The sequence below is a fragment of the Desulfosporosinus fructosivorans genome, from assembly GCF_004766045.1.
Taxonomy (GTDB): Bacteria; Bacillota; Desulfitobacteriia; order Desulfitobacteriales; family Desulfitobacteriaceae; genus Desulfosporosinus; species Desulfosporosinus fructosivorans.
In genome coordinates, this window is the sequence record NZ_SPQQ01000002.1 from 355,854 (window position 1) to 377,109 (window position 21,256).

The 21,256-nt window shown below is 42.0% G+C and carries 19 protein-coding genes and 1 riboswitch; of the genes, 3 read left to right on the forward strand and 16 right to left on the reverse strand.

The features are described from left to right. Window positions 1-173: 173 nt before the first annotated feature. The 14 genes from E4K67_RS05930 to E4K67_RS05990 form a co-directional block, all read right to left on the reverse strand. Window positions 174-2,015 (reverse strand): ASKHA domain-containing protein, encoded by a 1,842-nt coding sequence (locus E4K67_RS05930; RefSeq protein ID WP_135545499.1) that lies wholly within the window; start codon window positions 2,013-2,015, stop codon window positions 174-176. A gap of 20 nt (window positions 2,016-2,035) precedes the next feature. Next, entirely contained in the window at window positions 2,036-2,701 is a 666-nt protein-coding gene (locus tag E4K67_RS05935; protein ID WP_243454375.1) for a DUF1638 domain-containing protein, read from the reverse strand. 83 nt (window positions 2,702-2,784) lie between these two features. Then, window positions 2,785-4,014: a multidrug effflux MFS transporter gene (locus tag E4K67_RS05940; RefSeq protein WP_135545501.1), complete on the reverse strand. Its 1,230-nt coding sequence runs from the start codon at window positions 4,012-4,014 to the stop codon at window positions 2,785-2,787. 179 nt (window positions 4,015-4,193) lie between these two features. Continuing rightward, the gene (locus E4K67_RS05945; RefSeq protein WP_243454341.1) at window positions 4,194-4,820 is read right to left on the reverse strand and encodes a cobalamin B12-binding domain-containing protein; all 627 of its coding nucleotides are present in this window, start codon (window positions 4,818-4,820) and stop codon (window positions 4,194-4,196) included. Window positions 4,821-4,883: 63 nt separating this feature from the next. Further along, entirely contained in the window at window positions 4,884-5,054 is a 171-nt protein-coding gene (locus tag E4K67_RS30075) for a hypothetical protein (protein ID WP_199242473.1), read from the reverse strand. Between the two features lie 19 nt (window positions 5,055-5,073). Beyond that, window positions 5,074-6,246: a uroporphyrinogen decarboxylase family protein gene (locus tag E4K67_RS05950; protein ID WP_135545502.1), complete on the reverse strand. Its 1,173-nt coding sequence runs from the start codon at window positions 6,244-6,246 to the stop codon at window positions 5,074-5,076. 64 nt (window positions 6,247-6,310) lie between these two features. Further along, the gene (locus tag E4K67_RS05955; protein WP_135545503.1) at window positions 6,311-7,108 is read right to left on the reverse strand and encodes a dihydropteroate synthase; all 798 of its coding nucleotides are present in this window, start codon (window positions 7,106-7,108) and stop codon (window positions 6,311-6,313) included. A 395-nt stretch (window positions 7,109-7,503) separates the two neighbouring features. Further along, window positions 7,504-8,133 carry a cobalamin B12-binding domain-containing protein gene (locus E4K67_RS05960; RefSeq protein ID WP_135545504.1) on the reverse strand — a complete coding sequence of 210 codons (630 nt, stop codon included), beginning with the start codon at window positions 8,131-8,133 and terminating at the stop codon, window positions 7,504-7,506. Window positions 8,134-8,153: 20 nt separating this feature from the next. Next, on the reverse strand, window positions 8,154-8,894 hold the full coding sequence (locus tag E4K67_RS05965) for a GntR family transcriptional regulator (RefSeq protein ID WP_420841527.1): 741 nt from the start codon (window positions 8,892-8,894) through the stop codon (window positions 8,154-8,156). 320 nt (window positions 8,895-9,214) lie between these two features. Then, window positions 9,215-10,606 carry an asparagine--tRNA ligase gene (asnS, locus tag E4K67_RS05970; RefSeq protein ID WP_135545505.1) on the reverse strand — a complete coding sequence of 464 codons (1,392 nt, stop codon included), beginning with the start codon at window positions 10,604-10,606 and terminating at the stop codon, window positions 9,215-9,217. A 77-nt stretch (window positions 10,607-10,683) separates the two neighbouring features. Then, a complete protein-coding gene (locus E4K67_RS05975) occupies window positions 10,684-12,702 on the reverse strand; it encodes a methyl-accepting chemotaxis protein (protein WP_135545506.1) in 2,019 nt (672 codons plus the stop codon). 159 nt (window positions 12,703-12,861) lie between these two features. Then, window positions 12,862-12,954: riboswitch (cyclic di-GMP riboswitch) on the reverse strand. A gap of 266 nt (window positions 12,955-13,220) precedes the next feature. Further along, window positions 13,221-13,709 (reverse strand): 2-thiouracil desulfurase family protein, encoded by a 489-nt coding sequence (locus E4K67_RS05980; RefSeq protein ID WP_135545507.1) that lies wholly within the window; start codon window positions 13,707-13,709, stop codon window positions 13,221-13,223. Between the two features lie 99 nt (window positions 13,710-13,808). After that, on the reverse strand, window positions 13,809-14,099 hold the full coding sequence (locus tag E4K67_RS05985; RefSeq protein WP_135545508.1) for a hypothetical protein: 291 nt from the start codon (window positions 14,097-14,099) through the stop codon (window positions 13,809-13,811). Window positions 14,100-14,217: 118 nt separating this feature from the next. Further along, window positions 14,218-16,032, reverse strand: a complete 1,815-nt coding sequence (locus E4K67_RS05990) for a MutS family DNA mismatch repair protein (RefSeq protein ID WP_243454342.1) — start codon at window positions 16,030-16,032, stop codon at window positions 14,218-14,220. Window positions 16,033-16,318: 286 nt separating this feature from the next. On the opposite strand from E4K67_RS05990, the gene E4K67_RS05995 reads away from it, so the two are divergent. Continuing rightward, window positions 16,319-17,671, forward strand: a complete 1,353-nt coding sequence (locus E4K67_RS05995) for an ATP-binding protein (protein WP_135545510.1) — start codon at window positions 16,319-16,321, stop codon at window positions 17,669-17,671. 53 nt (window positions 17,672-17,724) lie between these two features. Here the strand turns inward: E4K67_RS05995 and E4K67_RS06000 are convergent, their stop codons facing one another. Both E4K67_RS06000 and E4K67_RS06005 read right to left on the reverse strand, forming a co-directional pair. Continuing rightward, window positions 17,725-18,267 (reverse strand): DNA-deoxyinosine glycosylase, encoded by a 543-nt coding sequence (locus E4K67_RS06000; protein WP_199242474.1) that lies wholly within the window; start codon window positions 18,265-18,267, stop codon window positions 17,725-17,727. A gap of 12 nt (window positions 18,268-18,279) precedes the next feature. After that, complete coding sequence (locus tag E4K67_RS06005) at window positions 18,280-18,510, reverse strand: DUF2164 domain-containing protein (RefSeq protein ID WP_243454376.1); 231 nt, start codon at window positions 18,508-18,510, stop codon at window positions 18,280-18,282. 269 nt (window positions 18,511-18,779) lie between these two features. On the opposite strand from E4K67_RS06005, the gene E4K67_RS06010 reads away from it, so the two are divergent. Continuing rightward, complete coding sequence (locus E4K67_RS06010; protein WP_135545513.1) at window positions 18,780-19,136, forward strand: carboxymuconolactone decarboxylase family protein; 357 nt, start codon at window positions 18,780-18,782, stop codon at window positions 19,134-19,136. Between the two features lie 357 nt (window positions 19,137-19,493). Beyond that, window positions 19,494-21,107 carry an ABC-F family ATP-binding cassette domain-containing protein gene (locus E4K67_RS06015; RefSeq protein WP_135545514.1) on the forward strand — a complete coding sequence of 538 codons (1,614 nt, stop codon included), beginning with the start codon at window positions 19,494-19,496 and terminating at the stop codon, window positions 21,105-21,107. The last annotated feature ends 149 nt before the right edge of the window (window positions 21,108-21,256 follow it).

Consider the following 21,256-nt stretch of genomic DNA (forward strand, 5'->3'; position numbering starts at 1 on the left):
TAGCGAATAAGGCTAAATTCGAAGGTACAATAACACTACTTTCTTGAAACTTTATTTATTGTAACATAAATAAAGTTAATGGAGAACCGACTATTCTCCATTAACCTCATCTGCTCTATTATACAGTGATTATAAAAACTCGAAGGCAAGTAGCTATTGATTATTATTTTAGGTTATTTCACTTTTTTAAAATCGAGTCCCTTAATAAATTCTGCTTGGAATTCTTTCTTAGTGGAAAGCTCGATATGCTCCGCCCGTTTGGCAAGTGTTTCTGCCCGTGCTCTCTCTTCAGTTGATAGCAAAGCCATTTTTGCCCCATCACCTGCGGCATTCCCTATTGTCGTGATTTTTCCCAGCGGTAAGGACGGAAGTAGGCCAATTTCAACGGCACTTTCCTTCCTAATATAATTGCCAAACGCTCCAGCTAAAAGTACCCTATCAATCTCTTGGGAAGTGATTCCCATTTCCCGTACGAGAATCATGATTCCCGCCATAATTGCTCCTTTTGCGAGTTGCATTTCTCGGATATCCTTTTGAGAAAGCACGATATCCTCGTTCGAAGCCGAATCCTTACTCCATACAAGCACAAACTCGCTTGCCCGCTCTGTTTTGCGCAATCTCTCGCGTACCAATGTTGGTAGCTTTTCTAGTTGAGCAGGTCCACTTGCGAACCGTCCAGTAGATCCAATAACCCCGACCTTGGACATCTCAGCAATCGCATCAATCAGGCCAGAACCACATATACCCCGCACCTTGCCCCCAGCGATGACGTCCAATTGGACATCCTCTGTGATGCGTACCCCTTCGATCGCCCCCTCTGCCGCCCGCATGCCGAATTTAATCTCGGCACCCTCAAAGGCAGGTCCCGCCGCTGCCGAACAGGTGAGTATCCGATCCTTGCCGCTCAGGATAATTTCTCCGTTCGTTCCGATATCTACGATAAGGCTAACCCCCGGTAAACGATCCACCTCTGCAGCCAACATAACTCCCACCGTGTCCGAACCGACGTAACCGGCCACATTGGGGAGCATAACCACTGTTCCAGTTTCTAAAATATCCAGTCCAATCTCGTTGGCCTCGACCTCGACGGATTCCCGATAGACCGGAATAAAGGGCGCTGGGGCCAAATAAGTCGGATCTATTCCCAGGAATAAGTGGGCCATCGTCGTGTTGCCCACTACAACAGCCTGATAGATTTCGTCCTTAGCGATCTCACGTTCTTGGCACAATTGAGCAATAGTTTTATTCAGTCCACCGATCACCTTTTCTTGCAACTCTCGTAATTGATTTGGACCACTCGCTGCGTGAGTAATCCTTGAAATCACATCCGCGCCGAAGACTTGTTGAGGATTTGTCGCTGCACCACTGGTGACAACCCTTCCATTGTTCAGGTCCATTAGATATGCAACAACGGTTGTCGTTCCAACATCGATTGCTACTCCAAAACAGCGCTCGGATGTATCACCCGGCTCCACAGCTAACAATTTATCCCCATCCAACACCGCAGTGACCTGAAAATCCCCCAGTCGAAATACCCTTGGCAATGAAGCCGCCACAGTGCGGTTGAACTGACACCCCACTCCTGGCAAGGCAGCCATGAGCCGATCCCAATCTGGAGTCTGATCCTCTATACTTGGCTTAGGCAATTTTAAAGGTAGCTTCTGAATCCTCGGCGCAGCATTTAGCTGCTGTACTCCAGAGAAGTCAGTCTTACGTTGATAAACATCTTTCTGTTCTTGTATCCTCACAATCATGTCCTGTGTTAAGAGATGCTGGCATGCCAAAACCCAACCGGTCGCCAATTCAGAAGCACTTAGAAATTTCTTTTCTGTCTCAGTAATTTCTTTAATTTGTCTAATTTCTGTTGAAGTTAGGACTTTACATTTACCACAGGTTCCCTTACCACCACAAGTACTTAAGACATGCACACCAGCAGACATCGCTGCCTGTAGGATCGAAGTCCCAGCTGGAACCTGGATAACTTGTTCCGATGGTAAAAAAGTAATGTTAATCATCTACGCTTATCCCCTCCTTTCTAGCGCTGACTTGTTTCAGAAACCACACCGTAGTTAATGTGTATGGGTACACCTGGTGGGACTATGAGGAAATCTTCATCCCATTCTTCACAAAGCGCCTTAGTGATTAGTTTCAAAGTACCCGGAACAATCCCCTGCTTAAGGTCTAATTTCGCAGCAAACTCGGCCGTTCTACTCATCACAGACTCTAAATCATAACTCCCTGTATCAATGAAATTGAGAGTGGAATAATGTGCAAACATGGCTCGAAAAATACGTAAGGACCTAGCCTCGCCATATTTTTTCAAACTCTGCTCATACTCCCAGTAGATGTTTTTCTCATACCGAAGCCAACCATCCGTCAAATAAAAGGCTGGGGTCTTCCGGCTGAGAGCTTGACGAATCTGATTTCCTCCCAGCAGCAGGGATATACAGTCCTCAACCTTAGGCACCACTAATCTGGCCTGTGCAGCAACGAGACCCTCGATGCTGTTACCACAATAACCAAACAGGAGCAGAATATTCTCCACTCCACTAATTTTATCGATTTCTTGCTGTATCCTTTCCTTCAACTGAGCTGGAAAATTGTGCAGTCCAGATTCTACCCACACGATCGGGAAAGGGTCAGGCAAGGTATTGTAGATAGCCTTAAGTTCGTCTTCAATCGTTTGGCAGGCAATGGCCACTGTTTTCAAGAAAAGCACCTCGTTTCTTATCCAAAATCTATTGTTTTGGAACATGCAGTCCTCTGCACTTACTTCAATCCTCTTTATTTTAATGATACCTTCTGAACAAACGATTTCTTGGAGATCTTGACCCAGAGAACTAAACTCGCAAAGGCGAAAACCACATACATGAGCCCCATGACCCTTACCAGATTTGCCCAATCAAAAGAAATGAGTATCATACCAAGGCTGCCAAAGAGAGTAAAGGTAAAGGACATCAGAGATACTACTGCTCCAGTATCTCCCTTTTGCTGCTCCAGCATTAGGTTAGCGCTAGGAGGACGGGTAATGCTACCTGTTAGTGTCGCAGGTAATAAGGATAGAGCAAACAACCATGGGCTCTGAATTCCAATCGTACAAATTAATATCCCACTCAAACAAGCGATAACATAGCTGGCAGTGATCAGTGAGATTGGTTTAATCAGTCTCACAACTCTCATATAAAGCAAAGGCCCAATGACCATAAAGAAAGCATTAGCGGCAAAAAAATAACTGTAAACCTGTTCACTTAAACCAAATTGATTGACATAGATATAGGACGACGCTGAAATGAACGACATCATCGGAATTGCCATTAAGGAAAACGTAAGTAAAAGGGATATAAATCCTGGATTTTTAGCAACAACCCCTAATCTCCCAAAGGATTCAAGGATACTTCCTGTAGACCGCTGGTCGATGGTTTCTTCCATGGCAATCACTGCAAAGGTGATCAACAGACCGATCAGCGCCAAGATCACAAATACCCCACGCCATGATGTAAACCCCAATATCAGAGCGCCGATAACCGGAGCCACAATTGGGGCAACCATGGTCATTGAGGTAACTATGGCTAAAATCGATAAGCGTTTTCTCCCAGAATAACTATCCTTCACGATTGCTTGGGCGACTGAGGTCGCCGCTCCACTGGCAATCGCCTGTATAATCCTAAATGCTATCAATTGGTAAACATTACCGGAAAAGACGCACAGGGCACTCGCCACTGTGTAAATAACTAACCCTATTAACAGAATTCGTTTTCGGCCATACTTATCGCTAAGTGGTCCCCAGAACAGGGAGCCCGCCGCATAGAAAATAAAAAACAGGATTAACGTTAGGTTGATTAAACTTGGAGCAGCATTAAAATTCTCTGCCATCCGCGGAAGGGCTGGCAGATAAAGATCGGTTGATAAAGGGATAAACGCGCTTAAGAAGGCTATTAAGACGATAAGGCCCTTTTCTCCCAAATATTTTTGGGTTCTCAGATTTCCTTCCTTTTGATCCATCTCGGTGTTCATTCGTTTTTACAGTCTCCATTCTATTATATTTTCCTTTTCTCAAGTTTATCTTCTAACTGACTAAAATGAAAGAACGAATAAAGGTTATAACAAACTAAAATATAGAGGCCTAAAAGGCCTCTATACAACATGCGTCATATTTCAACGTTCTACAGCTACCACTTCTTAAAGCGCCGCTCCTACAAAGCAAAAATATCATTCGCAATCTTAACGCCATCGGTTGCAGCCTGCGCACTGTAATCCGCCCCAACATAGTCCCTGACAACATCGTCGATATAGTTCCCGCCGATCAAAACCTTGGTAGTCAATCCAGCCGCTCGAATCGCATCAATCGCTTCTTTCATGGATTCCTGGCAACCCGTCAAAAGGACACTCATCCCTACCATTGGAGCATTTGAGTCCTTAATAGCCTCAACAAATTTTTCCTTCGCTACATCCACTCCCAAGTCGATGACATTATAACCAGACCCTTTAAGGAGCATCACGACAATGTTCTTACCCAAGTCATGGATATCTCCTTTGACCGTACCAATCACAATGGTACCCTTGAATTCAGCGTTGCTTCCGATCAGGAGAGGCTCTAAAACAGCCATAGAGTCCTGCATAATTTCGCCACACATGATCAATTCCCCTAAGAAATACTCACCTGTCTCAAACCGGTTACCAGCCTCAGCCATACCTTGCTGTAGCGAATTTACAATTTCCAATGGAGAAACTCCGCTCTCTAAACGCGCCTTAACCATTTCCGCCACTTGTTCTTCTTCTAATTCGGCAATCGCCTTCGATAAAGAATCTGCTAGCATCATTATTCCACTCCTTGTAACGTTATTTCTGAAGTCTAAAGCTCAATAGACGTTATACTCGAAAGACTAGCGCTGCGCCCAAAACCAAATGAAATTGTACGCAAAATCGTCTAGCTTTTCCCATTCTTTTTTAGCGATTGCTTCGTTGCCAGGGAACTCGCCGAATTCTTCCATTTTGACTTCCCACGGTACACAAACACCTGGATTTGGATTTAATAATTTATCTTGTTCAGACATTGAATACCCCTCCATTCTTTTAATAAACGCCGTATTGTCTTGCCGCTTCGATCATGGCTATCACATTTTCCTGCTTAGCGTCTCCCATAACAACTCCACCAACATCAAGAATAAATCCTCCATCACCGGCTAATTCATCGATGGTTCTCTTAACATGCTCCTTGACTTTTTCTGGGGTACCATACGTTAACAAAGTCGTAGGCACACCACCTTGAAGACAAAATCTGCCACCCAGAATCTCTTTAGCCTTTTTGGCATCTGTGGTGTCAATCTGGAAAACGATACTTTTATCGGGCAACTCTGCAATCTTCTCAAGATATGGGGTCCAGTCTCCTTCAGCGTAGAATAACATTCTCTTTCCTTTTGCCCACAATCCTTCGATCGTCGCTTTCAGGGAGGGCCAATAGAAGTTATCCCATTGGTGAGGATTTAGGAAGGGATAGGCTCCACGGTGAAGAGGGGCAAAACAAGGAAAACGTGTATCGGCACCTGCACCTGCAAGACCACAATTGACATTATGAGGGGTAATGGCTTCGCAGGCGGCTAGGACTTTCTCTGGTCGTCGACGAAGATCCAAGAGCACTCCTTTCATCCCTCGTAAAGCATCCCCTAAAGTGTCAAATGGTGCTTTGGTAAATCCTGTCCCTTGTCCAACGACCCCATGCTCCATGGTCCATTTTTCCCAGGCTGCCCCCATCATGCCACCCGAGATGGCAAAAGCTGCAGCTCCTTTAATGAGAGCCACTGTGGCTCTGTAAGACCCTGGATTCTCTAATTCAGTACTAATATTCGGTAGAAAGTGATTTACAAGCCACTCCGTAGGACTGGCTATAAATTCATCGTAATCGTCTGCTTTCATATACTCTTGCTCATTAAATTGGAAGGTAGAATTTTCGTCCACGCCAATACCCGGAAATTTATATAATTTAGAACCCATTGCATCAAACATCGGAGGCCACCATAATGACGGACCGCCTTTGAACACATCGAAATCTAAACCTGGTAACATTTCATCGACAATGCTATTACTTTTATCGAGATCATAGTAAATCTCTTGGAGCGTAGTCCCTTTATACTTAACAACCCATTCTCCGATACCAAACAAAACAGGAACTACATCGGGTTTGCCACAATCTAGGGCCGTCATATACCGATTTAATTTCTTCTGATAAAGCATTTCCGTTTCATTCATACTTATTTTTCCCCTTCCAAACTTCTCAAAAATGTTTGAATACAAATTTAAACGCCAACACACGTTATTCTTCTAATAATTCCCCACGAAAGGCCTTTAAGAATTTTTTACCAAAGCGATCCTTACCCAAGAGGAAATCATTCGCGATGACTGAAGTCATAATTTTTTTATCTAGGGGATCGAGAATAGCAGCGTCCATATCAAACGCCATACAAAGGGTTAAAAAATGGCGATTTAAGATCTTTCGTTTCGGAGAATTGAATGATATGTTACTTAAGCCCGAGACCGTTTTCACCTTCAATATACGTTTAATATCATTAAGGCATTGGAAAAACATGGTTGCATTTGTGTGACTTACCGCCTGAGGGAGGACCAGCGGATCGATATATAACTTCGTTAAATCATAATTCTGTTTGCTTAATATCTCGACGAGACTTTCAGAAAGCACCATTCTTTCTTCAGCAGTTTTTGGAATCCCATTATCATCTAAGGTCAGTCCGATAACTGAACATTGGTATTCGAGAACTAAAGGAAGTACCTCTTCAATACGATTTTTCTCCAAAGAAACAGAGTTTACTAAAACCTTACTTCTATCCCCGCTAATCGTTTCTAGGCCCTTTTTAATGGCGGTAGCTGACGTGCTGTCGATGCATATTGGTGTATCCGTGACCTCTTGAACTGTGCGTACAAGCCACTCCATGTTGACGACTTCGTCCCCTTGTGCAGTATTCAAATCTAAGTAGTCAGCTCCGGCAGCCACTTGTCTTAGTGCTAGATCTTGAATAGCAGCGGTATCTCTATCATTTATAAACTGACGAACACTAGAAATTGAACTATTTAACTTCTCGCCAATAATCAACATCTTTAGCACTCCTCCATGAGTCTATCTTTCTTTTCCTCTGTAAAACAACGTTTCATAAAGTCCCAAGCCTCACCTCCCTAGGTTATCTTACGAATGATTTTCCATTCGGAAAATCATTCGTTAATCCTCAAATAATAGACCTACATATGAAACTGAATTTTTTCAGCATTGTAATAGGTTACTCTCGACTAGATTTTCAATGCCCATGTGATGCGATGCCTTCTTGCCCTATCTGGCTTAAATTAAAAATCGTATAGATGTCTATACAAATTTTTTGGCAAAAAAAATGTTATAATTTGTTTAGGTAATGTGATTTGTTTAAATATTATCATAATTGAATTTTAGCGTCAATGTATAATCTTCAAACTATTTGATTTATTCGGTCGAAACTCTAGTTATTTTATATCTAATATTTCGCGATAAATCTTCAGTGCTTCCGTCACATCGTTCGCATAAAAGTCAGCACCTGTGAATTCTTTGACCTGCCGATTAACAGGATACCCACCTATCACAACTTTCACTTTATCTCTCAAACCTGCATCAACTAGAAGGTCAACCACATTCTTAATAGAACCAACGCAAAAGGATATCAAAACACTAATCCCTAAAATCGTTGCTTTAGTTTCGCTTACAGCTTGAATGAATTGTTCTGGCTTTACATCAACACCTAAATCATGCACCTGAAAACCTGATGATCTCAATAAGTATATGATAATATTCTTACCGAGGTCATGAATGTCCCCTTCGATGGTTCCCATCACGATTGTCTGACCATTTTCAGAACTATTTACAGGGATATAAGGTTCTAATACCCGCATAACTCCTTTGAGAATCTCTTCGGACATAATAAGATCAGAGAGATAATAATGGCTATCACTGTATTTTTCCCCAACGATTTCTACTCCTAAACGGCAACTCTCGATGATCTCCATCGAAGTGTAACCCGCTTGGATCCTCTCCTCAACCAACATAAGAGTTTTTTCTTCATCAAGGTCCGCCATAGCTATTTGTAGTTCATCTTCCAAATTAAGAACCCCCAATTAGCTTAATCTTTTTTATACCATCCATCATAGCTCGTCAATTTATACCGGTCTCCCCGGTAGACTGCTTTACTCCAACCCACCGGTTTAAGGTCCTGGTCATAAATCGTCTGCTCTATTAAAAACACAGGCGAATTAGGTGCTATGCCGAGAATTACCGCTTCTGCTTCGGTACATATCGCAACTTGGAGAACTTTTTTCGCGCTCATTGGCACGTGTTCCGTATGCGCACTAATCAGACCGGGTAAACTTGGATCTTTCAGTTCCGATTCCAAGATAGGTTTACTCTTACTATAAATAGTATATTTCACTTCATAGGAAAGACGTTCATCCTCAGCGGAGAACACTGTCCGAAAATATAAGAATCGCTTGTGATCTTCGCCCACTTGAAACTTTTCTCGAAGCTCCGCATTGGCTCTGATAATCTTAGCTTCTAAGAGCGTTGTTTTATAGTTCAAACCTCTCTGTTTGATTTCTTGGTTAAAATCATTGAGCTCGAAAACAATATTATCTAATTTTGGCGTAGCTACAAAAGTCCCTCTCCCCTGCTGGGCATAAACCATGCCTGCCGACACCAATTCTGCGATTGCCCTTCGAACTGTCATTCGGCTGATTTCAAAACGCAGAGAGATTTCATGCTCAGTAGGTAAAGATTCGCCCGGTTTGAGATCCCCCCTACGTATTTGTTCCTCAATCAACTTAAATAGTTGATAGTAGATTGGAATAACTGAACTCTTATCAATCATTTCTTCTAGAATCACCAAAAACACCTATTCCTGATTATAATTATAATTGTCTATACATTCAAACTTTTGCTAATTCTAGCATGCCCTCATAATGGTGTCAACACGGGGGATCTTACAGCCGTATCTCCCAGGATATGGTTTAATCGTGAACTCATTTTAACTTAAGTTGGACATCGTGCTATGGTGGGGGACTCTACCCCCACCATAGCGGAATACGGGGGCCCACCTACTTGTAGAAGTGAGAGTCTCAAGATTGGGATAAAATGAAACAGATGCACCTTAAAGTACATCTGTCTGATATCAGACTCAACTTAGGTAGCTTAAAACTCGCAAGAATTCGCTGTCCTCGGGAACGAAATCACATCTCGGATATTAGACATTCCTGTCAAATACATAATTACACGTTCAAAACCAAGTCCATACCCTGCATGTTTCACGCCGCCATACTTTCGAATATCGAGGTACCACCCGTAATCCTCTTCATTCAGCCCGGATTCCCTCATTCTATTTTTTAATACCTCAAGACGTTCTTCTCGTTGGCTTCCACCAATTATTTCTCCGACCCCAGGTACCAGCAGATCCATGGCTGCTACAGTCTTATTATCCTCATTGAGCCGCATATAGAACGCCTTAATTCCTTTCGGATAATCTGAAACGAAAACTGGCTTTTTAAAAACTTTTTCTGTTAGATAGCGTTCATGTTCGGTTTGTAGATCAGTGCCCCAATGAACAGGATACTCAAATTTAGAGTTCTCCTTCTCTAGGAGTTCTACCGCTTCAGTATAGGTAATATGGCCAAACTCTGAGCCAAGGATATTTTCCAGTCGATCGAACAACGTCTTATCTACAAAGTAATTAAAGAACGCCATCTCCTCAGGGGCATTGTCCATGGCATATTGAATGATGTATTTCATCATTTCTTCGGCCAAGTTCATATCGTCATTAAGATCCGCGAACGCGATCTCTGGTTCGATCATCCAAAATTCGGCAGCATGCCTCGCCGTATTAGAATTTTCTGCACGAAATGTAGGTCCAAACGTATAAACGTTGCGAAAGGCCATACAGTAAGTCTCAACATTGAGCTGCCCGCTAACCGTCAGGCTCGTTTCTCGAGCAAAGAAATCTTTGGAGAAATCAACGTTACTCGCTTCGTCCTGTGGAAGTTTAGCCATATCGAGGGCAGTCACTCTAAACATTTCTCCTGCGCCCTCTGCGTCACTCCCAGTAATAATTGGCGTGTGCACATAAACATAGCCCTTTTCTTGAAAGAATTTGTGTATTGCAAAGGCGACGACAGAACGCACTCGAAATACGGCCGCAAAAGTATTCGTTCTTGGACGCAAATGCGCAATCGTTCGTAAGTACTCAAAGGTATGCCGCTTCTTTTGGAGAGGATAATCCGCTGCGGATACTGAGAGAATATCGATAAGTTCCGCTTTCAATTCAAACGGTTGCTTCGCTCCAGGGGAAGGAACAAGGGTTCCTTGAATACGTATAGCGGAACTAATCGTAAGCTTTCCAATTTCCGCAAAGTTGGCAAGACTTTCTTCAAAAACCACTTGGATGTTTTCAAAAAAACTACCATCATTGATTTCAATAAAGCCAAATGCTTTGGATGAGCGTAGCGTACGAACCCATCCAGACAGCTCTACCTTTTGATTGAGAAACTGGTCTGTCTCTCTGAAGATTTCCTTAACTGTTACCGTTTGCATTATAATCCTCCTCAGAATGCCCCTTGAGGGTGTTGAAATTCTCTGACAATATATTATACTTGATCGGAATCTGAACTTCAAATCACAAAACGATTACTTTGTGCTTTCATTTCCTCCATCAATAAAATTAACTGCTGCCCACTATCACGAATCGTACTAACAGTAGCACTCATTTCCTCTGTTGAGGCGGCGATTTCCTCTGCTGCGGCCGCATCTTCTTGGGACATGTCGGCAATTTCACATACTGACCGCGTAATTGCCTGCCCCATCTGAACGACTTGCTTAACCTCCCCTTCCATTACTCCTAATAGTTGAGAGACAGCTTGTGTCCCCTCCGAAATCTCTATAAATTGCACCTGTGCCCGATCCCCAATCCCTGATTGTTGTTCGATCATATACACCGCTTCTTCTGTAGCTCGGGCGGAGTTTTCAACATTTAAAGTCACTTGATCGATCAATCCCTCAATCTGGGAGGCACTTTGCCTGGAGCCTTCAGCCAATTTACGGACTTCTTCAGCCACCACAGCAAAGCCTCGTCCAGCCTCCCCAGCGCGTGCAGCCTCGATTGCCGCATTTAGGGCAAGGAGATTCGTCTGATCAGAAATCCCCGTAATGATCTGCGTGATTCCGCGGATTTGTCCTGTCTGTTCTTTTAAAATATGGCTCCCAGACTGAATCTCCTCAACCTTTGCCGCAAATATTCGCATTTTATCCGCCAAATCCTTCATCATTTCTTCTCCGCGCAGTGTCCGTGCAGTTACGTCAGAGGTTGTGCTAGCGATGCGTTCCATATTAGTAGCCAGAGTTTGGGCGCTTTGATTGATTCCTTCACTTTGCCCACCCATTTCACTCGTTCGCTGAGCAATTTTCTGGGCACCAGCGGCTACTTGGCTAACACTGGCAGCTACTTGATCTGCTCCTTGAGATGTTTGATCTGTTGCTGACGAAATTTCTCTCACCGAAGCCTCTACCTGCCCCACCGCTTGGTTAATCGATGAACATGTTTGCTTGGTGTTTTCAAGCATCCTTTTCATGGCAAGGGCTAAAGTTTCTAACTCTCCATACCAATTTGTCTTAATTTCAATTCTTAAATCACCTGTAGCTAGAACCTCCGCATCTTCCGCTAACTGAATTAGCGGCCGTGTAAAGGAAAGAGAGACAAAATATCCTGCAATCACACCGATAACAAGAACCAGTAATCCAACCATTAAGACCCAACGTTTTAAAGAATTTAACTCTTGTACAACCCCTTTTCTCGATAGCACTGCCTTGATATAACCCTTTACATCACCACGGTAGTCTTTAAAGGGAATGAGCAAGACATTGGACTGTCCATCTCCACTAACGGAAAACTGAGATTGTGCATTAACGAGGTCTTTCACCGAGCCTTCAGGTACTGGATAATTATCTGTACCTGTACCTGCTAATAGCCCTCCATTTTCCTTCACATTTTTGACCATTGAAGTAGAAGGATCGAGAAGATAGATAAAGTAATCTCCCGAATTCTTTTTCTGTAACGCTTTTAAAAAGTCTGCACCAAAATCCATTCCATATTCTGCACTCCCTACCCACTGATCTTGATACTTAACCGGCACCACCACACGAAACCCATATCCTTCAACGCCCTCTTCTAGGCCTTCCACGGTCTTGTGCTCTTGGTTGGCAGCTATTACCGTAGGACGAATTTTGGAAAGATCATCTCCAAATTTTTTAGGTGAATGTGCCCGATAAAACGAAACAGCAGGTGCCAGATGAAATTGAAGTTGGCTGAAGCCTTCCTTCTTGATTTCGTCAAAAACAGGCTGAACCTGACGGGCAAGGGCGGCCTGATCTCGTTCGGCGAAAGCCTTTGCCACGTCCGGATTCATACTTATCGATAGTACGGAAGACCTCGCGCGATCTAAGCGATTGACGAATTCATCCTGGATTCCCTGTACCACTAGTTGCTCAGTTTGAAGTTCACTCGTATTGAGTAGTTTTTGGGCATTCCAAAGACTTGCTCCAGATAAGGCTGCCACCACGAAAATAATCAACACACCCGCAATTAAGGTAATTCTAGTTTTGATTGACATGGATCGTTTAGTTTCATTAGACATGTTATGAATTCCTCCACTCAAAATATACTGAAATTATTATTATTCTCTTTTGATTACAACAGTCTAAGCCTAAAAAAGGCTACAGTGAACCCCAATTCCCTTCAATAAAAAAATGCCTACCTCCTGAATTTTCAGCAGATAGACATCTAAAATGTACCTTTCTGCAACCCGGCTATCGTGATAGTATGAACTACTATCTTTAGACCCGTGGCTTTGCGTCTCTACCTTTCGATAGGTTTGCCGTATATTTTTAAATTATTAAGATATAATTCCAGAGCCTAAAGAACAATCGAATACGTGTAAAGATACTCTTGGGTGATTCGCATATAAAACATAGTTTTTTTATGATACAACATTATACACCTTATAAATCAAATTCTTTTGGCGGACTCATGACATTATTAATGTCGGTTATATGACATAATCCAGTTGTATCTTTCTATTCTTAGGGACTTCTCAAGTTAGCGTTGAATGTATATGAAAGGGATGATGCTTATTATCCAAGCATCATCCCTTTTTCAATGTCCTTCATCATCTCTTAACAGCTTTAGTATCCTCTCCTCAGAAAGCTCCACTTCTGAATAAACCGGGACATTATGCTCTTTTAAAATTGCTGCTGTTACCCCCTGTCCAGCCCTTAAATGATGTGAAAAGCTACCATCATAAATATGATTTACCCCGCAGGAAGGACTACGCTCCTTGAGAATAGCTGCCGTGACCTTAACCATCTCCACAATTTTAAACACTTCTTTTGCCCCTAGGACAAATTTCGAGGTCACTACTTCTCCCTGCTCCCCCTGTACCGCACACCGACCAAGAAGTACATCCTTTCCAGTCCCATTGACAATCTCCATCGGTGATCGCGGTGTAGGCAAGCCCCCTAATTGTTCTGGGCATACTGGGATGAACTTCCCTGAAGAGCTGTATTTTTGAATCAATGCCTGGGCGTTCGTCGTGCCATCATATTTCGTATTTAGCCCAAGCAAACACGCACTTACAATAATCATAAGACCCACCCACTCTCTTACATTAACAACGTCACTATCCCAGCTAGCAAAACGCCCTCTCCACAATCATGGAGAGGGCAACAAAGCCAATATGTCAACCTATACTAATCTCCGACGCAAATTACGAATAGTAATTTCATGTTCGCCTAGAATGTGTGATGTTGCCAGTAGACTATCTTGAATATCTAGCAAAATGCCCTTTGTTTCTGTTCTATACTCTAGCAACCCTGCCGTTTGTTCAAGAATAACATCTTGTCGTACCCTAATTTGATCCACGGTGATCTCCAGGTTCCCTATCCTGGTCTTAAGCTCTGCCACATCTGTCTTTATGCCTTTTATGTCCTGACCCATCTCAATCAGTCGCTCAAGGATTTCCTTCATTTCGCTCACTGTTTTACCCCCTAAAGCAATACACAAAATGCCAACGTCAACTAGCTTGTTTCAATTATAATGGAGATAATCAGCTCGTTCAAGTCCTATTTTCGAATCTTTAACATATCCCATTTATTTAGTCCTCGAACGTTTCATCCACATCAATACCAGCCATTTTGATTAGATACATGGCATTGCGGGTGGTTGAGACCCCTGGCCGTAGTTTGTAGTCAAAATGGATTTCATCGTTTTTATAAAACTCCCGGAAATGATAGTTTCTGACTCTCCGCTCGCTTTCACGCTCTAGGTCTCCTAGCTCCAAATCATGAGTCGATACCATGCCCATGGCCCCGACCTTGCCCAATTGTCGAATTAAGACCTTGGCCCCAGCATGTCGATCTTGTGAATTAGTCCCTTTGAAAATCTCATCTAATAGGAAGAAAATCTTTCCTTCTGTTTTGGACGCGCTGACAATTTGTTTTATGCGCAGTAATTCCGCATAGAACGAAGAGATATTTTCTCCGAGGTTATCACTCACACGCATACAGGTATAAATACGCATCATCGAACAACTGAACCTGTCTGCACACACTGATGCACCTGCATAGGCCAATACCATATTGATACCCACCGTGCGGAGTAAGGTACTCTTTCCAGACATGTTCGAACCCGTAATTAATAAGATGCCGGAGCTCTTCTCAATCGATACATCGTTACACGTCGAATTAAGCAAGAGCGGATGTCCTAGACTAGCTGCAACAATCCCCGGATTTTCCGAGACAATCTCAGGCAATGCCCACTCTTGATGATCAAAGTGTATAATTGCTAGACTTGCTAATCCCTCTAGCTCAGCTACTGTATCCACCCAGCGCCCTAGAGAACGTCCGGACTTTTCTTTCCATGATTCTAAGGCGATCATGCATTGAATATCCCAGAGGGTGAAAATATTAATAACTAAAAACATTGAATTGCCCCGATTAGATATGAGCTCAGCTAAACCAGAAAGTTTTCTTATTTGTTCGAAGGCCTTCTTCCCATCGCGGTCATATAATCCCTTCTTCAAACCAAGCAAATAATCCGCTTTAAAGCGGCGCTTTTCAAACCGTTGCAACATTTTCCCATACATTTTAAGACTTTCTTTGTAGGCATATACCGATTCAAGCGCTTTGCCCCTTTCCTTTCCCAGAAAGAGTATGATCGTCTGAATTAAAAAACCCGCTAGTGGATACCAAAAAGGAACCATATCAGTCAGAAAATATAGCAGTAAGAATGTCAGCGTGATCATCGGGAGTGCCCGAGATAGAATGACAACCCCAGGACGTAGATAGAATGGGTCATACGTCTTCGCCCACTCTATAATCCTTGTTGGAGAATCTAAGGTACGCTTTAGAGTCCCAGCGTCCGACATAAAACGATGCCGCCAGGCAAAGTTCATCGCTAACTCCTTAATTGCTTCTTGTTTAATCTGAATAGAACTGGCTTCTACCGGAAGCTCAGTCAACCACTCTTTTAGCTTCTCTCTTCCCCTAAAGGTCTTTGCAGTATTAATCCACTGAAAAAGTGAACTAGTTCCAAAAAGGTCAAGATCTTCTGAATATGGGTGTGCAGGGTCTCTGAAGTCTTCTCCGGTATCTGGAAATTCTTTCCATTCACTCGTTAAACGCTTCAATGCTTGGTCATAGCTTTCATATAGCACTTGAATATACTTTTGCTTGGTCCGTAATCTCTGATGCCAAACGACGAGCCCAGCAAAAGAGACCATTGTAAAAAGCAGAATACTAAGGCCCATAGAAGAGTTTTGGGTCATATAAAGAAAAACTGCCAACGCGCCCCCCGCAAAGAACAGGGTTAGTCTTACATTACTTAAGCGATTAATCCTTTGGATCAATTTCTCTAACCGTCGAGCATAATACGTCCTGCGTTTCTCATACTTTTGTTTTGACTCTAACAATTGCTTATCCCCCAAATACATCAGCCAAGGAAATCATTAATCTTGAAATATTTCCCTCTTGATTGATTCACTCATACCATTATTTCCTGTCATAAAGGTACCCTATGGAAACTACAGATATTTTTTTACTCATATTTAGTATTATACATCACCCGAACAATCATTACCACATCTTGGAATTGACTATTCTGGTTCGGAGTGGATTACCCTATTTACTGTATTATCTCGCTTTCTTCTTCCCTAATAATTATTCAAATGCTATACTTGATCACTGGAGGGATTATTAATGGAACACAGCAAATCATTGTCCATGTTACTAGCTCTGGATTCACTTTCTATTTACAGGGGGCTGTTAAAGGACAAGGTAATAAGTAAGCTGAAAGCACTGCTTATTTGCCTTAACAAAGAAGACGTAGAACTTCGAAAAATAGTCAATCGGTTCAATGACTTTTACTTTGAACTAGGGAAAAGTAATACTCTTTCATTAAAAGACTATATTATAAACCAAATAACGTTTGATGAAAATCCATTTTCATTTAAGCTACCGGCTATGAAGTTTAGAGATTCTGACCGTGTTCTAGAGAAAGCTGTTTCCCATGATTTAAGAAATCTTCAACTTGTTTCAAGCCTTGACCCTTCAATGATCAAAGCTGAGATAAGCGCGTTGTTCATCGACAATAGCGCTAAACAAGTAATTGAAAGGCTTCCGGAATGGGTAATAGAAAGTGAGCCTACCACAGACAGCCTTGATCATATCCAACGAATGAAGGATAGGTTTAACTCATGCCAGCAGTGGGATGAATGTATCGAAGATCTTCGAAATTTCCACACAACCTACGGTTGCGGTATATACGCTCACTATATTGCCTTTGTTTGGGAGAAAACAGAAGGTCAAGGCTATCTAAAGGGGATAGATCGTCCGGACGCAATCACCTTAAACGAACTGGTGGATTATCAAAGTGAACGCTCAAAAGTGATTGAAAATACACTTCAGTTTTTAGCGGGCTGTCCCTCTAACAATGTTCTTCTATACGGAGATAGAGGTACCGGCAAATCATCGACCGTCAAAGCCATACTGAATGAGTATCATAACCAGGGATTGCGAATGGTAGAAATCCCCAAGGCTTATCTAGCTGACTTCCCCCTTATTATTCGGCATTTAATGAATAGAACGCAAAAGTTCATCATCTTCGTTGATGATCTGGTTTTTGGGGATAATGAGGAGAACTATACTTCTTTAAAGGCAGTGCTCGAGGGTGGTCTGGAAAGTAAAACACCAAACATCGTAATTTATGCCACTTCCAACCGAAGACACCTAGTAAAAGAATATTTCAGTGAGAGAGCTGGTTTGCAGTCGGGTAACCATAATGAGGAAGTGCATGCCGGGGACAGCATGCAGGAAAAACTCTCCCTCGCGGATCGTTTTGGCATTAGTGTAGTGTTCTCTTCACCGGATCAAAATCGATATCTAAAAATAGTCGAAGGGATTGCTGCAAGTAGACATTTAACGATCGACAAAGAACGTCTACAAAGAGAGGCACTGCAATGGGCGCTTTGGTATAATGGGCGTTCTGCGCGGACGGCAAGACAGTTTGTTGATTGGATCGAGGGACAGTATATAATAGAAGGTTCCCAATAATTATTGGGAACCTTCTATTATATACCCATTTTGTACTCGGTTGATTGGACGCATTAATTTGACGGAGGATCTCCATACGACATTATACTCCTGTGGGATTGGTCCTTCAAGATATCTCCGATGACGCTCCATTCCCTTAGTTTCTCCTCATAGCGCTTAGTATTCGCCGGACTGGAGGAGGTCAGCTTATGGAACGTTAGATTCGATGACACATCAAAACCTATAAATCTTTTATAGGTTTCGTACGCCTTACTTCCATTAAATAGTACTGTTTCTATGTTAGGATATTCTTTGAACAGACCACTAAAGTCGTTCACTTTCTCATCCCTAATCTTAGAATCCAGACTACCTTCTCGATAACAATTTTCGATGACATCCCATACTCCAATTTGCTTACTCATAATAAAGGACACTTTTTCTGCGTAGTCCAAGCTGGCTTGTGAATCGAAAAGCTCATAGAGTATTTTCCAAAATTGGTTTCTGGGATTAGCATAATACTGCTGTGAATTCAGGGATTCCACCCCGGGTATGGAGCCAAGAATTAGAATACGTGATCGCTCATCAATGATGGGCTGAAATGAAGTCAGTAGATTCAACCAGATCCCCTCCTACCTTTGACGTTTCTGGAGTCCAAGCAAGTCCTCGATTCTTTCATTCATATACTCATAAGAATCTTCTATCCCCTTATTGTAAATATAGGGACCTATTTCTTTTACAATAAAATCAAGCATTAGCTCGGCACCTAAATTCGTAATTTCTTCATCTCTCTCATTCCAATAATAGCCCTTTAAACTTTCAACGAGAACAGCTCTAACTTCTTTTTTAAGTTCTATTTCCATTTTTATCAACGGAATCTCCCCTTTTACTTGTATAGAAATATACAAATTCTCTCAACTCTCTATAGCAATATTATACCCTAAAAATAAGTCAAGTCGAAACTATTCGATGTCCTAGCCCAAGGAATCGACCAGACCGTTTATATTAGAGCGCTATCCTGGATAGCTAACCATGAATAGCGAGAAGGACCCTTCCAGAAAGCATGACCTAGCTGAATAGGTTTTAGGATCTTGGAGAATAATATAAAAAATTGCATAAAGGAGAAAATTTCATGGACGATTATTTTGACAACATAGACAGTACGGAGATTAACTTAAAGTATTTTACTGAACATCACGAGAGTATTTATAAGGCTTATGAGAAATACGGTCAGTTAGTCCATAAAGAAGGCGGCCCTTTAGATGAAAAGACATGTTGGCTAATTAAAGTAGCACTGTCTACAGAGTGCCAATACCCTAGGGCTTTAAGAACGCATATATTAAAAGCCTTAAGTAGCGGGTGCACTAAGGAGGAAATTGAACATTCTATTCTCTTGGTAGCACCCAGCGCAGGATTTCCTAAAACAATGTCTGGTATTTTGATCTTGAGAAAGATCTTAGAAGAATCCGGCGACGATTCTATACACTGAATTACCGATTATGAGGTAACACGCGCTTCTATACTCAACACCCCGACTTAAAGTCCCTGCCGAAAACTTAGGTAGAGGGCTTTCTTTATTGCCCATTCCCTATAATTCAGCGCACTTTTAATGTCCTAAATTCACAATTTTTTTTGACAACTGCTGTTATTGATAGGTTTTGCATCCGATCACCTATATCTTCTGGTATTAAAGTGATATAATGTAATCTTGGAAAAGAAAACTACACTGCTACCAAGCCTTCGCGACGTGGGTACCTTAGTTGCAACTTATGCTCCCAGAAAGCGTATAGCTGTCAGTTATACTTTCTGAACAAGTATAAAATATATTACAAAGGAACGATTAATAATGATAAGTACAAGTGGGATTACTTTAAGATTCGGCAAAAGGGCATTATTTGAAGATGTTAATGTAAAATTTCTTCCTGGAAACTGTTATGGGTTGATTGGAGCAAATGGCGCCGGAAAATCGACGTTTTTGAAAATACTATCCGGAGAAATCGACTCTACCAGTGGCGAGGTTAACTTAACGCCTGGCGAACGAATTGGCGTATTAAAACAAGATCACTTTGAATTTGAAGAGTCCGAAGTGTTAAACACCGTCATGATGGGGCATACCAAACTATATGAAATTATGGAAGCGAAAGATGCGCTCTATGCAAAACCGGACTTTTCCGAAGAGGACGGAATTAATGCTTCTATATTAGAAGGCGATTTTGCTGAACTCAATGGCTGGCAAGCAGAGGCTGAAGCCTCTGAATTATTGATGGGATTAGGAATTGGCAAGGACCTGCAAAGTAGTAAAATGAAGGACCTAAGCGGGGATGAAAAAGTTCGGGTACTACTTGCCCAAGCTTTATTTGGAAACCCCCATATCCTATTGCTCGACGAGCCTACCAACAACTTAGACTTGAATTCAATCGCTTGGTTGGAAAATTTCCTCTATAATTATGAAAATACGGTCATTGTTGTCTCTCATGACCGACATTTTTTGAACAAAGTGTGCACGCACATTGCTGATATCGATTTTGGTAAGATCCAACTATTCGTTGGAAACTATGATTTCTGGTATGAATCAAGCCAATTAGCCCTGCGATTGATGAGAGAGTCAAATAAGAAAAAAGAAGATAAGATTGAGGATCTCCAGAAGTTTATTCAACGGTTTAGCTCCAATGCTTCTAAAGCTAAGCAAGCAACCTCCCGTAAGAAACAATTAGACAAATTGACCTTAGATGATATTAAGCCATCATCACGTAAATACCCTTATATCTCGTTCACCCCGGACAGAGAAGCGGGCAACAATATCTTGACTGTCAAGGACTTAACTGTAATTGTAAATGGCGAAAAGGTACTCGACAACATCTCGTTTATTGTTAACAAAGGCGATAAAATTGCCTTTGTAGGTCCCAACGGCAATGCAAAAACAACTTTGTTTAAGGTTTTAATGGGTGAAATTGTCCCCGATGAAGGGGAATTTATCTGGGGAATTACAACGACTCAAGCCTATCTCCCGCTAGATAACTCCTCCTATTTCGAGACCAATTTGAACGTAGTAGATTGGCTGAGACAATTTTCCAAAGACCCTGAAGAGTCTTTCGTACGGGGATTCTTGGGAAGAATGCTTTTCTCTGGAGAAGAATCATTGAAGCAAGCCAGCGTTCTTTCTGGTGGAGAAAAAGTACGCTGTATGCTTTCCCGCATGATGCTCAGTGGGGCAAATGTTCAAATATTGGATGAACCTACTAACCACTTGGATATGGAATCAATTACTGCTCTCAATAACTCCTTAACGAGCCTTGATGGAAATGTACTGTTCGTATCCCAAGATCACCAGTTTGTCCAAACTATTGCTAACCGCATCATTGAAATTACACCCAAAGGTCTACTTGATCGCACGATGACGTTTGATGAATATCTAGAAAATGAAGACGTCAAAGTCTTGCTAGAGAAACTGTATAGTTAATTTGACTTCTTTCCATTTTTTAGTTATACTTAAAAACGCCTGTTAAAACTAGTGGATTTAAGCAAACCTTCTCTATTGCCTATGACTCCAAAAGTAGTTGGTTAACTTACCATGTAGCACGGGTAATATATTTAGTGGAGGTTTTTCAT

Bases quoted from the DNA above. Each gene is read 5' to 3' on its own strand.
- E4K67_RS06010 (WP_135545513.1), top strand. From the start codon at position 18,780: ATGGACGATTATTTTGACAACATAGACAGTACGGAGATTAACTTAAAG.
- E4K67_RS05945 (WP_243454341.1), bottom strand. From the start codon at position 4,820: ATGATGCTAGCAGATTCTTTATCGAAGGCGATTGCCGAATTAGAAGAA.
- E4K67_RS05995 (WP_135545510.1), top strand. From the start codon at position 16,319: ATGGAACACAGCAAATCATTGTCCATGTTACTAGCTCTGGATTCACTT.
- E4K67_RS06005 (WP_243454376.1), bottom strand. From the start codon at position 18,510: ATGGAAATAGAACTTAAAAAAGAAGTTAGAGCTGTTCTCGTTGAAAGT.
- E4K67_RS30075 (WP_199242473.1), bottom strand. From the start codon at position 5,054: ATGTCTGAACAAGATAAATTATTAAATCCAAATCCAGGTGTTTGTGTA.
- E4K67_RS05975 (WP_135545506.1), bottom strand. From the start codon at position 12,702: ATGTCTAATGAAACTAAACGATCCATGTCAATCAAAACTAGAATTACC.
- asnS (WP_135545505.1), bottom strand. From the start codon at position 10,606: ATGCAAACGGTAACAGTTAAGGAAATCTTCAGAGAGACAGACCAGTTT.
- E4K67_RS06015 (WP_135545514.1), top strand. From the start codon at position 19,494: ATGATAAGTACAAGTGGGATTACTTTAAGATTCGGCAAAAGGGCATTA.
- E4K67_RS05950 (WP_135545502.1), bottom strand. From the start codon at position 6,246: ATGAATGAAACGGAAATGCTTTATCAGAAGAAATTAAATCGGTATATG.
- E4K67_RS05980 (WP_135545507.1), bottom strand. From the start codon at position 13,709: ATGATTATTGTAAGTGCGTGTTTGCTTGGGCTAAATACGAAATATGAT.
- E4K67_RS05965 (WP_420841527.1), bottom strand. From the start codon at position 8,894: ATGATTGATAAGAGTTCAGTTATTCCAATCTACTATCAACTATTTAAG.
- E4K67_RS05955 (WP_135545503.1), bottom strand. From the start codon at position 7,108: ATGTTGATTATTGGCGAGAAGTTAAATAGTTCAATTTCTAGTGTTCGT.
- E4K67_RS05940 (WP_135545501.1), bottom strand. From the start codon at position 4,014: ATGAACACCGAGATGGATCAAAAGGAAGGAAATCTGAGAACCCAAAAA.
- E4K67_RS05930 (WP_135545499.1), bottom strand. From the start codon at position 2,015: ATGATTAACATTACTTTTTTACCATCGGAACAAGTTATCCAGGTTCCA.